This window comes from Bacillus cereus group sp. Bc031 (genome assembly GCF_027716265.1).
GTDB lineage: Bacteria > Bacillota > Bacilli > Bacillales > Bacillaceae_G > Bacillus_A > Bacillus_A paranthracis.
The window spans coordinates 1-14,068 of sequence record NZ_JAQFUL010000109.1 but is presented as its reverse complement, the minus strand read 5'-3'; the positions used below and the strand labels follow the sequence as shown (position 1 = coordinate 14,068).

Genomic DNA, 14,068 nt, shown 5'->3' with positions numbered 1-14,068 from the left:
TTTCTCTCATTATACAAGAAAGACCCTATAGAATAGACTTTTTTTTAAGTGTCTATTCTATAGGGTACATTTTAATTTTGGACATCTCTTTTTATAATAAAGGCGATAATAACCGGTACGTTGATTCAACGATTCGTCTATGAAGACGCCTTTTATGAAAACGATCGACATGAATTTCACTTGATTCTTCTAAATCGTCTTTAAAATCTTGAACAAGTTTTCGAATGCTATCTGTATCATATAAAAAGGCATTTACTTCAAAGTTCAAATGAAAACTTCTCATATCCATATTTGCTGTCCCAATTGAAGCTAAATCAGAATCGACAATGACAACTTTACTATGGAGAAAACCTTTTTCGTATTCATATATCTTTACCCCTGCATCTAAAAGCTCTGGGAAGTACGATCTCGATGCGTAAAAGACAGTTCGCTTATCAGGCTTACTCGGCATTAACAACCGAACATCAATACCAGCAAGTGCCGCTACTTTTAATGCGGATAAAATATCATCATCCGGAATGAAATACGGCGTTGCAATCCAAATGGATTTCCGCGCAGAAGCAATCATGGCAAAATATAAATGTTTAATTGTTTCCCATTTATTATCCGGCCCACCTGCAACGAGCTGCACGCCGCCCCAATGCTCCCCCTCAACTGCTTTCGCTTGTAAATATTCAGGGGCTAGCACAGCCTCGCCAGTCATATAAAACCAATCTTGAAGGAAAATAAGCTGCAAACTTTGCACAGCTTCCCCACGCAAATATAAATGCGTGTCTCGCCAAAAGCCGAAGTACTTATCCTTTCCTAAATATTCATCACCAATATTTAATCCACCTACAAATCCTTCATTCCCATCAATAATAACGATTTTTCGGTGATTTCGATAATTAATCTTATCGTTTAAAATCGGAAAACGTACAGGGAAGAACGGAATCATTTCGATACCTGCGTCGTTTAATTCTTCAATATATGATTTTGATAATTTAAAACTTCCAACCGCATCATATAAAAAACGAACGACTACGCCTTCTTTTGATTTTTGTATTAAAATATCTTTAATTTCTGTTCCAAGTTTATCATCACGCACAATGTAATATTCCATATGAATGTGATGTTTCGCTCGTTTTAATCCATCTAAAATAGCCTGAAACGTTTCATCTCCATTTGTTAATGTTCTCGTTTCAGTTTGAAATGAAATATTTAAAGCGCCTAAGCGATCCGCTAAACGAAATAACAGCTCTTGATGCTTATGATTGCGCAAAATCCGTTCTTCGTAATCTTCATGCCCCTTATATTGTAAAAACGCTTGTTCATCGAGCAACGCCTTCTTTTGGAACATTCTCTTCCTCCGAAAGTTCTGTCCGAATAATAAATAAGCGAAGAATCCAAATACCGGAAAAATCCCTAACACAATGAGCCATGTAAGTGTTTTTGACGGATGACGGTTCTCTAAGAAAATAACGCAACCAATTAAAAATGCAGATACCGTAAATAAAATACTAATAATACCTAAAATCGAAACATCTTTTATCCCAATTACATCCGAATAAAACGCTACATCAATAAACATACGTAATGACACAAATAATGCGAACAATAGTAAAACAAAGAAAATCAACTTTAACGTATTTTTCATCTCTTACCTCCTTACTAAGAAAGCTTTCCTATTCTTCATATAAAAAGCCGATTTCATACTACAGAAATCGGCCTACGTTTTAGCAGGAAAATTATTGCGAATTGTTTCAAGCGCATGCTCTTTCACAATTTGTTTCCCATACTCACTTACACGATGAATTGTTAAAGTTGATTCTTCCCCGTATTCTAAAACAATGCTTAAAATGCGATCAATTTCTTCTTCATCATGTAGCACTTCATCGAATTCCACATATACATAATAGCGGTCCTCAAATGAATACAGCTCATCTTTTATATCTTCAAAGATAAGACGATGACTTAATGAAATGACATCTTCAAAATCATTAAACTTAATTAAAAAGCCAAACGTACCATCTTCGTTAAAGTTTGTACCTGCTTGTTCCTCTACCTCTTCCACTAATTCTTGCTGGAATAATGATTCAATACCTTCATCTAGAGGAATGTCTATAATTTTATCTACACCTATTGGTAGTTCTAGCTTTTGTCCATCCTTTGAAAGTTCTGCTTTCGTTACAAGTACTTCAATCCCTTTATCGACTGCTTGCACTTGAATCCATAACGGCCCATCAATAAAGAAATCGTCATGATCACGAGCTTCGTCCATCATTTCCCAAAAGAGCTCTTCGCTTCTTTCGCGGTCATACCAAATTTCCTCACGATTAAAGCCTCTGTCCTCTATATCAATGTACGTAATAAAAAATTTCATCGTATGATCATTAATTCTTTCAATATCCAAAATACAACTCTCCCTTCCTGCTTAAAATTGTTATGAAGGGATTCCCCACTCATATGACAAATCAATAGATTCTTGTACTCTCATTTTATGATAAGATTCTCCAGAATGGAAATAAAATCGATTTATTTTACAAAAATAGTTATATACCTATCTTCATTCAATGGTATACACAAATATATCATTGTCGCGATGCCTCACTTATAAAAAATTTGGACATACATTTCCATCTTCCCCCGTACACTGTAATAAAGTGAAACTTTTATTAGAGAAGATGCTTTAGTCCTTTTCACCACATACATATAGTTCGCTTATTAAAACATCATAAATGGAGGCAGACGAATGGACTTAGAGTTTTTAACATCTGTACTAATGATTGTCGGTATCGATGTTGTATTAGGTGGTGACAACGCAATTGTCATCGCACTAGCTAGCCGAAATTTACCTGAATCGAAACGAAATAAAGCTATTTTGATCGGTACTCTTTTAGCAATCGTACTAAGAATTATCCTTACTATACTAGCTGTCTATTTGCTCGACATTCCATTTCTGCAACTTATCGGGGGCATTTTACTTACATTCATTGCAGTAAATTTACTAACTGATAATAGCAACGATCTTTCTTCTATTCAAGGAAAAACAACTTTATTTCAAGCTGTGCGTACAATTGTATTCGCGGACCTTGTTATGGGATTTGACAACGTTATCGCCATTGCAGGGGCAGCTCACGGAAGATTTTTACTCGTAATAATCGGTTTACTCATTTCTATCCCGATTATTATTTGGGGCAGCAAACTCATTTTAATACTTATGGAACGCTTTCCACTCCTCATTTATTGCGGGGCAGCAATTCTCGCTTATACAGCAGGAAAAATGGTCACACATGAAGACAGACTTGCAACCTTTTTTCATAACAACCCAAGTTTCACTGCAGGCATTCCTTACTTATTTATTTTCACCATCTTATGCATCGGCTTTATCGTTCAACGAGTTCGATTACGAAATTTGAAACATTAAAAAAAACCTTCTACTATATAATAGGTAGAAGGTTTTCATATTATTATAATTAATTTACAAGACGCTGTGCTTCACGTAATTGGAACGTTCTTACTGTACGTGGTAAGAAACGGCGGATTTCGTCTTCATTGTAACCTACTTGAAGGCGTTTCTCGTCAATCATAATTGGACGACGTAAAATCCCTGGATAGTCACGAATCATCTTATATAAATCTTGAAGTGGTAAAGACTCTAAGTTTACATTTAATTCTTGGAAAACTTTCGAACGAGTAGAAATAATCTCATCCGTTCCGCTTTCTGTCATACGTAAAATCTCTTTAATTTCCTCAATCGTTAATGGATCTGAGAAAATATTACGTTCTGTATAAGGAATATGATTTTCCTCTAGCCATAATTTCGCCTTTCTACAAGACGTACAGCTTGGAGAACTATATAATGTTACCATACAAAGCTCACTCTCCTTAAAGAGTACAAATTCTGTACTAATTACAGTTTAAATTTCTAAATTCAGCAATTTTTCGCGATACCTTGTCTTAAAACAAAGTGCAAAAATTGCTTTTCATGTAAGCAACAACTTTTAGTAAACAACAATTACTTTTAATAAGTAACTTCTATAATCATTATACAATAGATTTTGCAAGAAATATACAGTAAATTTCCTTCTAATTGAGAAAACTCTTCCGTGCATTTCACTGCTATGTAACATAATCACACTTACTTCAGCTGTTCTTTAACAATAATCTTCAACCCTCTTAACGCTTGCTTTTCATAGATTTTTCATATGATTTATAGTTATTCTCTCATAATCTTTCCTATGAAAAAGAGAACGTTTTCTTACCTTTTTTTGATAAATCAATTAAGAAATGTAAGACTATACAAGTGAGAATCAAAAGAACGTTTGTTCTCATTTTAACAAACATTCTCATTCATGTCCATACGATTTCTAAAATAAATCAAAAATTTTTCTGACATTTCTTTCTTTTTCATTTTTTATCTCATACAATAAAAATACAGACAGGCAAAGGGGGAATTTGCAAATGATTGCTTTTTTTATTGATTTTGTCACTGTTGCTGCCCTCATCATCGGAATAACAGCATTGATTGGCGTCATTACAAATAGTATTGGTGAAAAACTCTTTGGCGGAAAAGAAAAGATGAAGTTTGTTAATAAAAGTTTGGATGTACAATCCGGCTGGAACCAAGTTGGTGGGAAAGGTATTTATAAGAAACGTACGTATTAAAAAAAGCAGGCAATTACCTGCTTTTTTCTTATTTCTCTACTGACGCCCATTTAAAGCTTAAATCGCCACCATATTTATGGTTGTACATATTTTTAATGGAATCTCTTTGTAAGTATGCTCTACCACGTTGATATACCGGTACAATCGCAGCGTCATCAAGTAACATTTTCTCTGCTTCTAGTAAGCTTTTCCAACGAGCATTTACATCGCTTCCATCTTTTTTTGCTTTCATGATGATCTCATCATATTTCGGATTAGAATATTTCATTTTATTTTGTGATCCGTCAGTTACAAACATATCAAGATATGTAATTGGATCTGGGAAGTCTGCACTCCATCCAGAGAATGACATGACGAAATCGCCCGCATCTTCTAATTTTAGTTTTTGCGCGAATGGTTGTTGTTTAATTTTCACTGTTAAACCTGGTAAATTCTTTTCTAACTCACCTTTTAAATATTCCCCTGTTTTCTTCGATAATTCAACATCTTCGTTTAATAACTCTAATTCGATTTCATTTTTACCAAGCTCTTTTTTACCAGCTTCCCAATATTTCTTCGCTTCTTTCACGTTTGGTTTTACAATATCTCCATTTACAGCACGAAAGTCCTTTTTATCCGGTCCTTTAATGAAGTTATCAGGAATTAATCCTGTTGCTGGCTTAGAACCGTTATTTAATAATGTATCAACGAACGGTTTACGTTCAAAAGCAAGTGAAATTGCTTTACGAATATTTTTATTTGCTAACGCTGGATCTTTTTGATTTAAACGAAGGAAGAATACAGATGTATCTTCTACTGTTTGGAAATCTGGTTTTCCTTTATATTTATCGATGAACTCCGCTAATAACGTTGCTCGATCGACTGCGTTTGTTTCATATAAATTAATTGGTGTAGACGTGTCTTTAACAATATTAAAGTTTACTTCCTCAATCTTCACTTCTTTATTATCCCAATATGACGAGCTCTTTGTCATTTTAAAGCTACGTTCATGTTGCCAATCACTTAATGTAAATGGTCCGTTATAGAGTGTTGTATTCGCTTCCAAACCAAACTTCGTACCTTGCTCTTTCACGAACTTTTCATTCACAGGATAGAAGATTGGATATACCATTAAATCTACAAGGTATGGAATGGAATTGTCTAATTCCACTTCTAATGTATAATCATCAATCGCCTTTACCCCTAATTGGTCCGGACTCATCTCTTTTTTGTTAATTTTCTCTGCATTTTTTATATCATACATAATGTACGCTGATTTCGCAGCTGTATCTGGGTTAATCGCTCTTTGCCATGCGTATACGAAATCTTTTGCCGTCACAGGCTCACCATTTGACCATTTTGCGTCTTCACGTAATGTAAATGTATATTTTTTACCGTCTTCTGATTTTTTGAATTCCTTCGCTACACCAGGAACAAGCTTATCGTCTTTTCCTAAACTGTATAAGCCTTCCATCGTATTAGTCATTACTCTTGAAGAAACTGCATCAGCTGATAACGCTGGATCCATCGTTGGAATTTCTTGCGTTTCAATTAAGTTAATAACTTGCTTCGCACCGCTTTTCCCGCTATCCCCTTTTGCGTTCGCTTGCGGCTCATCTTTTTGGTAGCTACATGCCCCTAACATCATGCTCATTGCTACTGTTGATACTACAAAAACTGGCATCTTTTTTTTCATATTTCCACCCTCCACAAAAATGTTAGCCCTTTCATTTTCAAACAAAAAGAAATATATATATGTTCTAACAATTCATATTATACACACAAATATATTTTTTGTATATTTATATTTCTATTTTATTAAAATTTTCTATTAAAACTTAATCCTTTGTAAACGTTTCATATTGCCGATTTTCCTTACTGAAGTGTCAGAAATAATTATTTTTATATTTTTCTAAATTATTAGATAAAAACAAAATTTATATTTTATAATACTTTACGCATAATTATCCTTCTGTTTTTATCATAAAATAGCTCTCCCTTCATAATAAAGATATGTAGGTTAAAATGAGTGCAAAGGTCAAGAAAGTATGTTACGATACACTTTGCTAAAAATAGATATCGGTAAAGAGGGGACGGACATGACAGCAATTCAGGCAAAAAACAGGCCTACTGAGAAATTAAGTTTATTCTTATTAACATGGCCTATTTTTCTAGAAGTTTTTCTATTTATGTTAATGGGGATCGCTGATACTTTCATGTTAAGTGCATTATCAGACGATGCTGTATCTGGGGTTGGTGCAGCGAATCAATATCTCCATATCGCTATTTTGGTACTAGAAGTCATCGGGAACGGCGCAGCCATCGTCGTATCTCAATACCTCGGTTCCAAACGTTTTATGGAAGCATCAAAAATATCAGCTTTAGCCGTCACATTAAATTTAGTGGTCGGACTCGTTATAAGCGCTGGTTTTCTTTTATTCTCAAAACATATGATGATGGCAATGAACTTACAAGGCGATGTACTAATGTATGCACAGAGCTATTTATCTATCGTCGGAGGAGCTATTTTCCTTCAAGCTATTATTAATTCATTAGCCGCAATTATCCGCGTACATGGCTTCACAAAGCAAGCGATGTTTATTTCTCTTGGAATGAATATTATTCATATCGCTGGAAACTACGTACTCATTTTCGGAAAATTTGGTTTCCCAGAGCTAGGTGTACAAGGGGCTGCCATTTCTTCTGCTGTCAGCCGACTTATAGCGCTTCTCGTTTTCTTCTGGTTACTGTACCGCGTTATGGAGTACCGTGTAAAATTACAATACTACTTCACCTTATCAAAAGAATATATCGGGAAAATTTTAAAAATCGGAATTCCATCTGCGTTTGAGCAGGTTATGTATCAAGCTTGCCAAATTGTCTTCTTATACTATGCAACATATTTAGGAACGGAATCGTTAGCTGCTAGACAATATGCTACGAACATCTCTATGTTCACTTATTTATTCGCTATTGCAATCGGTATGGGAACTGCAATTATTATCGGACGCCTCGTTGGCGGTGGTGAAAAAGATGAAGCGTATGAACGTGTATGGAAAAGTGTAAAGTGGGCGATCGGTGTCACTTTATGTATGGTTGCTCTCGTTATTACATTCCGCACACAATTAATGGGACTATTTACAGATAATCCGCACATTATTGCGTTAGGTGCGTCAGTTCTTTTACTAAGTGTACTACTTGAAACAGGGCGTACGATGAACATCGTCATCATCAATTCACTTCGCGCAGCTGGTGATGCAAAGTACCCAGTTTTAATCGGCGCATTCTCTATGGTGTTAATGAGTTTACCACTCGGTTATTTTTTCGCCTTCCATTTAGATATGGGGCTCGTTGGTATTTGGCTAGCAATTGCTATTGATGAATGGACACGTGCCATTATTATGTTCTTCCGCTGGAAAAGTAGAGCGTGGGAGCGTTATGCACTTGTTAAACCTGAAGAACAAGAGGAGATTGTTTCTGTTCAGGCGCAATAATACTCGTTTAATTAAGGTGTAGTCATTAGTATAGGCAACTTATATTTGCGATTCTTTAAATATATCGACTTACCGAGAAATATTGACAACTCTTTTATATAGTAAAAAAATCCATTCTTCTGTAATAGAAGAATGGATTTTTTATTATTGATAAATCTCTTTATATTTCTTGTACTCCGCTTCAGAACATAGTACGAAATGTCCCGGGCGAATTTCACGCATTGTCGGTTCTTCACTGCCATAATTGTGCTGAGATGGATCGTATACGATACGTTTACGATTGCGCTCATAATCTGGATCTGGAAGTGGAATTGCTGATAATAGTGATTTTGTATATGGATGAATTGGATTTGCATATAACTCATCACTTGTTGTTAATTCAACGATTTGACCACGGTACATTACACCAATGCGGTCACTAATGTATTTTACCATTGATAAATCATGGGCAATGAATAAGTATGTTAATCCTTTTTCTTTTTGTAACTTTTTCAGTAAGTTTACAACTTGCGCCTGAATTGATACGTCAAGTGCTGAGATTGGCTCATCGGCAATGATAAATTCAGGTTCTACAGCAAGTGCACGAGCGATACCGATACGCTGACGTTGTCCACCTGAGAATTCATGAGGGAAACGGTTTGCGTGCTCTTTATTTAAGCCAACTGTGTTTAATAATTCATGAACACGGTCCATACGCTCTTTTTTGTTTTTCGCTAATCCGTGAATATCAATACCTTCTGCAATAATATCCCCTACTGTCATACGAGGGTTTAATGATGCATATGGATCTTGGAAAATCATTTGCATTTTACGGTTGAATTTCTTCAATTCTGCGCGTGATTTTTTGCCATGTACATTTTCACCGTCGAACAATACTTCACCTGCAGTTGCATCATATAAACGAATAATCGTTCTTCCAGTTGTTGATTTACCACAACCCGATTCTCCTACAAGACCAAATGTTTCTCCGCGGTAAATATCAAATGAAATATCATTAACCGCTTTGACAACACCACCACTCACGTCGAAGTGCTGCTTTACATTTTTTACTTCAATTAATTTCTCACGTTGTTTAGTCATGTTGTTCACCTGCTTTCATTTGAAGAATGCGTTTTTCAACGACTGCCGGCGGTTTTACTTCTGGAGCTTGCTCATGAAGTAACCAAGTTGCCGCATAGTGTGTATCACTTACTTTAAATAAAGGTGGGTCCATTTCAAAATCAATTTTCAGTGCCTGTGGGTTACGTGGTGCAAAAGCATCTCCCTTTGGCGGCTTCAATAAATCTGGAGGCGTTCCAGGAATTGCATATAACTCTTCTTCTGAACCATCTAAACTTGGCATAGATGCGATTAAGCCCCAAGTATATGGATGTTTTGGATTGTAGAAAATTTCATCTACAGTTCCGATTTCAACAACTTTACCAGCGTACATAACTGCTACGCGGTCCGCAACGTTCGCCACTACACCTAAGTCATGCGTAATGAAAATGATTGCTGCTTCTGTTTTTTGTTGAATGTCCTTCATAAGCTCTAAAATTTGCGCCTGAATTGTAACGTCTAGCGCTGTTGTCGGCTCATCGGCAATCAATAATTTTGGGTTACAAGCTAATGCCATCGCAATAACTACACGCTGCCTCATACCACCAGAGAATTGGTGCGGATATTGTTTTAAACGAGCTTCTGGATTTGGAATACCTACAAGGTCGATTAATTCCAACGCAACTTTACGTGCGTCTGCTTTACTCATTCCTTGGTGTTTAATAAGGCCTTCCATAATTTGATTTCCAATTGTCATCGTTGGGTTTAATGATGTCATTGGATCTTGGAAAATCATCGCGATATCTTTACCACGTACTTGCTGCATTTCTTTTTCTGTTAATTTCGTTAAGTCACGACCTTCAAATACGATTTCACCATTTTTAATGCGTCCAGGAGGATTCGGAATTAATCCCATTAACGCTTTAGAAGTAACTGATTTCCCAGAACCAGATTCTCCTACAATCGCTAATGTTTCCCCTTTTTTCAAATCAAAAGTAACGCCGCGTACAGCTTGTACTTCACCTGCATGTGTATCAAAGGAGACTTGTAAATCTTTTACCTCTAACAATGTTTTCATCTTTGCCTCTCCCCTCTTTTACTTACGCATTTTTGGATCTAACGCATCGCGTAATCCGTCTGCCATTAAGTTAAACGCTAAAATTAATATACTGATGACAACCGCAGGAATGAACATCATATGCGGATACGTTTGAATTGATTTATAACCGTCATTTACAAGAGAACCAAGTGATGCGAATGGTGGCTGAATACCTAAACCGATGAAGCTTAAGAACGCCTCACCAAACACCGCTGTTGGAATTGTAAACATTGTCATTACGATAATTGGTCCCATTACGTTCGGGATTAAGTGTTTTACAATTAATTGTGTATTTGTTGCACCTAATGTACGAGATGCTAATACGTATTCTTGATTTTTTAATTTAAGGATTTGTCCACGAACGATACGCGACATCCCTATCCAACCTGTAATTGCCATTGCGAGTGTAATTGACCATATACCAGATCCCATAATGATTACCATTAAAATAACGATGATTAAGTATGGAATACCGTTAATAATCTCCATAATACGTTGCATAATGTTATCTACTCTACCGCCATAGAACGCTGAAATACCTCCATATGCAACCCCAATTACTAAGTCAATTGCTGCTGCTAAAAGAGCGATATATAATGATACGCGTGTACCTTCCCATGTTCTTGTCCATAAATCGCGTCCAAGATCATCTGTACCAAACCAGAAATACTCTTTAATATCACGTTTTTCATATTGGTCAACACCATATTGATCTGTACCGTCAAATGGTAACCAATGAACATTTTCAATAACTGGAATTTTCGGTGGCAATTTTGCACGTCCTAAATCTTGCTCTTTATACGAGTGCTTACTTACCATCGGTCCGAAGATTGCTAGTAAGATAATAAGCGTTAATAAAACTAAACCAAACATTGCTCCTTTATGTTGGAACAAACGTCTTCTTACATCTTGCCAAAACGTTAAGCTTGGACGGGCAATGACTTCATTATCCACATTATTTTGATTAGCTTGTTGAAATAAGTCTGGAGATAATTTTTGTACATCTTTCATCATTTTTTCCCTCCCGCTAAACGAATACGAGGATCAATAATTCCGTATAAAATATCAACAATGAAAATAACTAAGATGAAGATCGCACTATAGAAAATTGTAGTTCCCATAATAACTGTATAGTCATTCACTGTAATAGATTTAACGAACTGTTCCCCTAGTCCTGGTACAGCATAAATTTGCTCAATAACTAATGTACCTGTAATTAACCCTGCAACCATTGGTCCTAAAATTGTTACAACTGGAATTAACGCGTTACGAAGGGCGTGTTTGATAATGATAACGCCTTGGCTAATTCCTTTCGCTTTCGCTGTTAAAATGTAGTCAGCTTGCATAACTTCAATTAACTCTGCACGAGCGAAACGTGCGATTGTTGCGATAACTGCCATCGATAAAGCGATTGTAGGCATTACTGTAAACTCTGGCCCTTTCCAGAATGCTACTGGGAACCATCCAAGTTTTACCCCTACGAAATATTGTAGTAATGCGGCAAATACGAACGATGGTACCGACATCCCGAGTACGGAAATAATTGTCGCTCCATAGTCGACCCACGTATTGTTACGAAGTGCCGCAACGATTCCTAAAATTAAACCGATAAATGTTCCTAATATAATCGCTTGTAAACCAAGTTGTGCTGATGGTCCAATGCGATCCACAATCATGTCTGTTACTGGACGGTTATCATATTGGAATGATACCCCTAAATCCCCTTTTGCTAAGTTACCTAAGTAACGTGCATATTGAACTGGTACTGGATCATTTAAACCATATTTTTCAAGAATGATTTCTTTTTGTGCCGGTGATAACTTCTCCTGATTTTTAAGCGGAGAACCTGGAAGTAATTTCATCAAAAAGAAAGTCAACGTAGTAATTAAAAATAATGTCAAAGCCATGTACACGAAACGTTTTAATACATAACGTCCCATAGTCAAGCACCTCCCCGTTTTTCTCAAAAGCAATAAGATAGTTTAAAATATTCTTACTTTTATTTTTTTAAAATAAGAGTACATGCCCATCATAGGCATATACCCTAGTAAACGATGGAAAAAAGATTATTTTTGTTCAACAGATGCCCATTTGTAAGTTAATTTACCACCATAGTTAATTGGGATAATATCTTTTACAGCACCTTTTACTACATACGCTGAACCTTTTTGGAAGATTGGAGTGATGACTGCATCCTCTTTAATTAACATCTTCTCTACTTCTAATAGGTTGTCCCAGCGTGCTTGTAAATCTTTTGTATCTGTTTTAGCTTTTAGAATTAACTCATCATATTTCTGATTAGAATAGCCTGTTTTATTTTGAGAACCATTCGTAACAAACATATCTAAATATGAAATTGGATCTGGGAAATCTGGTCCCCAAATACCAAACGCAATATCATATTGCTGAGAATCTTCTAATTTATTTTTTTGTGCGAATGGCTGCTGTTTAATTTTAATAGATAAACCTGGTAAGTTCTTTTCCATCTCACCTTTTAAGAATTCACCAACTTTTTTCGCATCCTCATTATCGAAGTTTAAGAATTCTAGTTCGATTTTATCAGTGCCAAGCTCTTTCTTCGCTGTTTCCCACAATTTTTTCGCTTCTTTTGGATTTGTTTCAACTAAATTCCCATTTTCAGCTCGGAAATCTTTTTTATTCGGACCTTCAGCGAAATCTTTTCCAACAAATCCATAAGCTCCAATTGCACCATTATTTAAAATAACCTTCGCAATGTTATCACGGTCAAAGGACATTGAAATTGCTTTTCTTAAGTTTTTATTGCTTAAGTATTGATTACTTTGATTAAATCTTAGGTAAGCAACCCCTGCTTCTTTTCTTGTGTGGAATTCTGGGCTTTGTCTAAACTTATCAACAAATTCTGAAGATAGAGCCGCACGATCAATTGAGTTTGTCTCATATAAATTTACATCAGTTGACGTATTTTTAACAATATTAAAGTTAATTTCTTCGATTTTAACCGTTTTATTATCCCAATATGATGGGTTCTTCTTAAACTGGAAGCTTTGCTCATGTTTCCAATCACTCATAACAAATGGCCCATTATATAATGTTGTATTTGCCTCTAACCCAAACTTATCACCTTGTGCTTTTACAAAGTTCTCATTGAGCGGGTAAAATACTGGATAAACCGTTAAATCAACAAAGTAAGGAACGGGATTGTCTAATTCCACTTCTAATGTATAGTCATCAATCGCTTTTACACCTAATTGGTCAGCAGGTAATTCTTTTTTATGAATTTTCTCTGCATTTTTAATATCGAACATAATGTACGAATACGTCGCTTTTGTATCTGGATTTACTGCTCTTTTCCAAGAATACACAAAGTCTTTTGCTGTTACAGGTTCCCCATTCGACCACTTCGCATCTTTTCTTAATTTAAATATGTATTTCTTTCCATCGTCTAGCTTCTGAACATCTTCAGCAATTCCAGGCACTCTCTTTTGATCTTTGCCGATACGATATAAACCTTCCATCGTATTATTTAATGCTGTAGAAGATGCAGAGTCAGATGCTAATGATGCATCCATTGACGGAATTTCAGATAACTCTGTTAAATTAAGAATCTGCTTTCCGTTACTACTACTCGTAGCGTTTTCTTTCCCTTTTGCTTTTGCGTCATCCTTCTGATAGCTACACGCACCAAGCAACATACTTGCAGTTAAAGTCGATGCAAGTAATAACGGTATCTTTTTCTTCATGTTGTGTTACCTCCCCATGCCCATCAACTTAAGAACGAAAACAAAATGAACTTTCGTTCAAACAAACTAAAAAACACGTAATGTACTTT

General features: G+C 35.8%; 12 protein-coding genes. 3 read left to right on the top strand and 9 right to left on the bottom strand.

Features of this window, described 5'->3' with window-relative positions; translation table 11 throughout:
• Positions 1–91: 91 nt before the first annotated feature.
• On the bottom strand, positions 92–1,636 hold the full coding sequence (locus PDQ33_RS25970; RefSeq protein WP_270756840.1) for a cardiolipin synthase: 1,545 nt from the start codon (positions 1,634–1,636) through the stop codon (positions 92–94).
• Between the two features lie 72 nt (positions 1,637–1,708).
• Positions 1,709–2,392 (bottom strand): adaptor protein MecA, encoded by a 684-nt coding sequence (gene mecA / locus PDQ33_RS25965; RefSeq protein ID WP_000350710.1) that lies wholly within the window; start codon positions 2,390–2,392, stop codon positions 1,709–1,711.
• Between the two features lie 339 nt (positions 2,393–2,731).
• Between mecA and PDQ33_RS25960 the strand changes: the two genes are divergently transcribed.
• The gene (locus PDQ33_RS25960) at positions 2,732–3,406 is read left to right on the top strand and encodes a TerC family protein (RefSeq protein WP_000362603.1); all 675 of its coding nucleotides are present in this window, start codon (positions 2,732–2,734) and stop codon (positions 3,404–3,406) included.
• A 49-nt stretch (positions 3,407–3,455) separates the two neighbouring features.
• Here PDQ33_RS25960 and spx read toward each other — a convergent pair whose 3' ends face one another.
• The gene (gene spx / locus PDQ33_RS25955) at positions 3,456–3,851 is read right to left on the bottom strand and encodes a transcriptional regulator Spx (RefSeq protein ID WP_000258267.1); all 396 of its coding nucleotides are present in this window, start codon (positions 3,849–3,851) and stop codon (positions 3,456–3,458) included.
• 592 nt (positions 3,852–4,443) lie between these two features.
• Here spx and PDQ33_RS25950 point away from each other — a divergent pair.
• Positions 4,444–4,647, top strand: a complete 204-nt coding sequence (locus PDQ33_RS25950) for a hypothetical protein (RefSeq protein ID WP_000559978.1) — start codon at positions 4,444–4,446, stop codon at positions 4,645–4,647.
• A gap of 28 nt (positions 4,648–4,675) precedes the next feature.
• Here the strand turns inward: PDQ33_RS25950 and PDQ33_RS25945 are convergent, their stop codons facing one another.
• Positions 4,676–6,322: a peptide ABC transporter substrate-binding protein gene (locus PDQ33_RS25945; protein WP_000728616.1), complete on the bottom strand. Its 1,647-nt coding sequence runs from the start codon at positions 6,320–6,322 to the stop codon at positions 4,676–4,678.
• Positions 6,323–6,674: 352 nt separating this feature from the next.
• Between PDQ33_RS25945 and PDQ33_RS25940 the strand changes: the two genes are divergently transcribed.
• Positions 6,675–8,120: an MATE family efflux transporter gene (locus tag PDQ33_RS25940; RefSeq protein ID WP_002163724.1), complete on the top strand. Its 1,446-nt coding sequence runs from the start codon at positions 6,675–6,677 to the stop codon at positions 8,118–8,120.
• A gap of 144 nt (positions 8,121–8,264) precedes the next feature.
• On the opposite strand, the gene PDQ33_RS25935 is transcribed toward PDQ33_RS25940, so the two are convergent.
• The 5 genes from PDQ33_RS25935 to PDQ33_RS25915 form a co-directional block, all read right to left on the bottom strand.
• Entirely contained in the window at positions 8,265–9,200 is a 936-nt protein-coding gene (locus PDQ33_RS25935) for an ABC transporter ATP-binding protein (RefSeq protein WP_000166346.1), read from the bottom strand.
• Complete coding sequence (locus tag PDQ33_RS25930) at positions 9,193–10,236, bottom strand: ABC transporter ATP-binding protein (RefSeq protein ID WP_000854346.1); 1,044 nt, start codon at positions 10,234–10,236, stop codon at positions 9,193–9,195. Before PDQ33_RS25930 ends, PDQ33_RS25935 begins: the two co-directional genes overlap by 8 nt.
• Before the next feature lie 18 nt (positions 10,237–10,254).
• A complete protein-coding gene (gene opp3C / locus PDQ33_RS25925; RefSeq protein WP_000974101.1) occupies positions 10,255–11,271 on the bottom strand; it encodes an oligopeptide ABC transporter permease in 1,017 nt (338 codons plus the stop codon).
• Positions 11,268–12,197, bottom strand: coding sequence for an oligopeptide ABC transporter permease (gene opp3b / locus PDQ33_RS25920; protein WP_000534165.1), 930 nt, complete (start codon positions 12,195–12,197; stop codon positions 11,268–11,270). The genes opp3C and opp3b overlap by 4 nt, the downstream gene beginning before the upstream one ends.
• A gap of 126 nt (positions 12,198–12,323) precedes the next feature.
• A complete protein-coding gene (locus tag PDQ33_RS25915) occupies positions 12,324–13,979 on the bottom strand; it encodes a peptide ABC transporter substrate-binding protein (protein ID WP_000727207.1) in 1,656 nt (551 codons plus the stop codon).
• Between the last annotated feature and the right edge of the window lie 89 nt (positions 13,980–14,068).

Coding starts and splice junctions, on each gene's coding strand:
- PDQ33_RS25970 (WP_270756840.1), bottom strand. CDS start 1,636: ATGAAAAATACGTTAAAGTTGATTTTCTTTGTTTTACTATTGTTCGCA.
- PDQ33_RS25960 (WP_000362603.1), top strand. CDS start 2,732: ATGGACTTAGAGTTTTTAACATCTGTACTAATGATTGTCGGTATCGAT.
- spx (WP_000258267.1), bottom strand. CDS start 3,851: ATGGTAACATTATATAGTTCTCCAAGCTGTACGTCTTGTAGAAAGGCG.
- PDQ33_RS25950 (WP_000559978.1), top strand. CDS start 4,444: ATGATTGCTTTTTTTATTGATTTTGTCACTGTTGCTGCCCTCATCATC.
- PDQ33_RS25945 (WP_000728616.1), bottom strand. CDS start 6,322: ATGAAAAAAAAGATGCCAGTTTTTGTAGTATCAACAGTAGCAATGAGC.
- PDQ33_RS25940 (WP_002163724.1), top strand. CDS start 6,675: ATGTTACGATACACTTTGCTAAAAATAGATATCGGTAAAGAGGGGACG.
- PDQ33_RS25935 (WP_000166346.1), bottom strand. CDS start 9,200: ATGACTAAACAACGTGAGAAATTAATTGAAGTAAAAAATGTAAAGCAG.
- PDQ33_RS25930 (WP_000854346.1), bottom strand. CDS start 10,236: ATGAAAACATTGTTAGAGGTAAAAGATTTACAAGTCTCCTTTGATACA.
- opp3C (WP_000974101.1), bottom strand. CDS start 11,271: ATGATGAAAGATGTACAAAAATTATCTCCAGACTTATTTCAACAAGCT.
- opp3b (WP_000534165.1), bottom strand. CDS start 12,197: ATGGGACGTTATGTATTAAAACGTTTCGTGTACATGGCTTTGACATTA.
- PDQ33_RS25915 (WP_000727207.1), bottom strand. CDS start 13,979: ATGAAGAAAAAGATACCGTTATTACTTGCATCGACTTTAACTGCAAGT.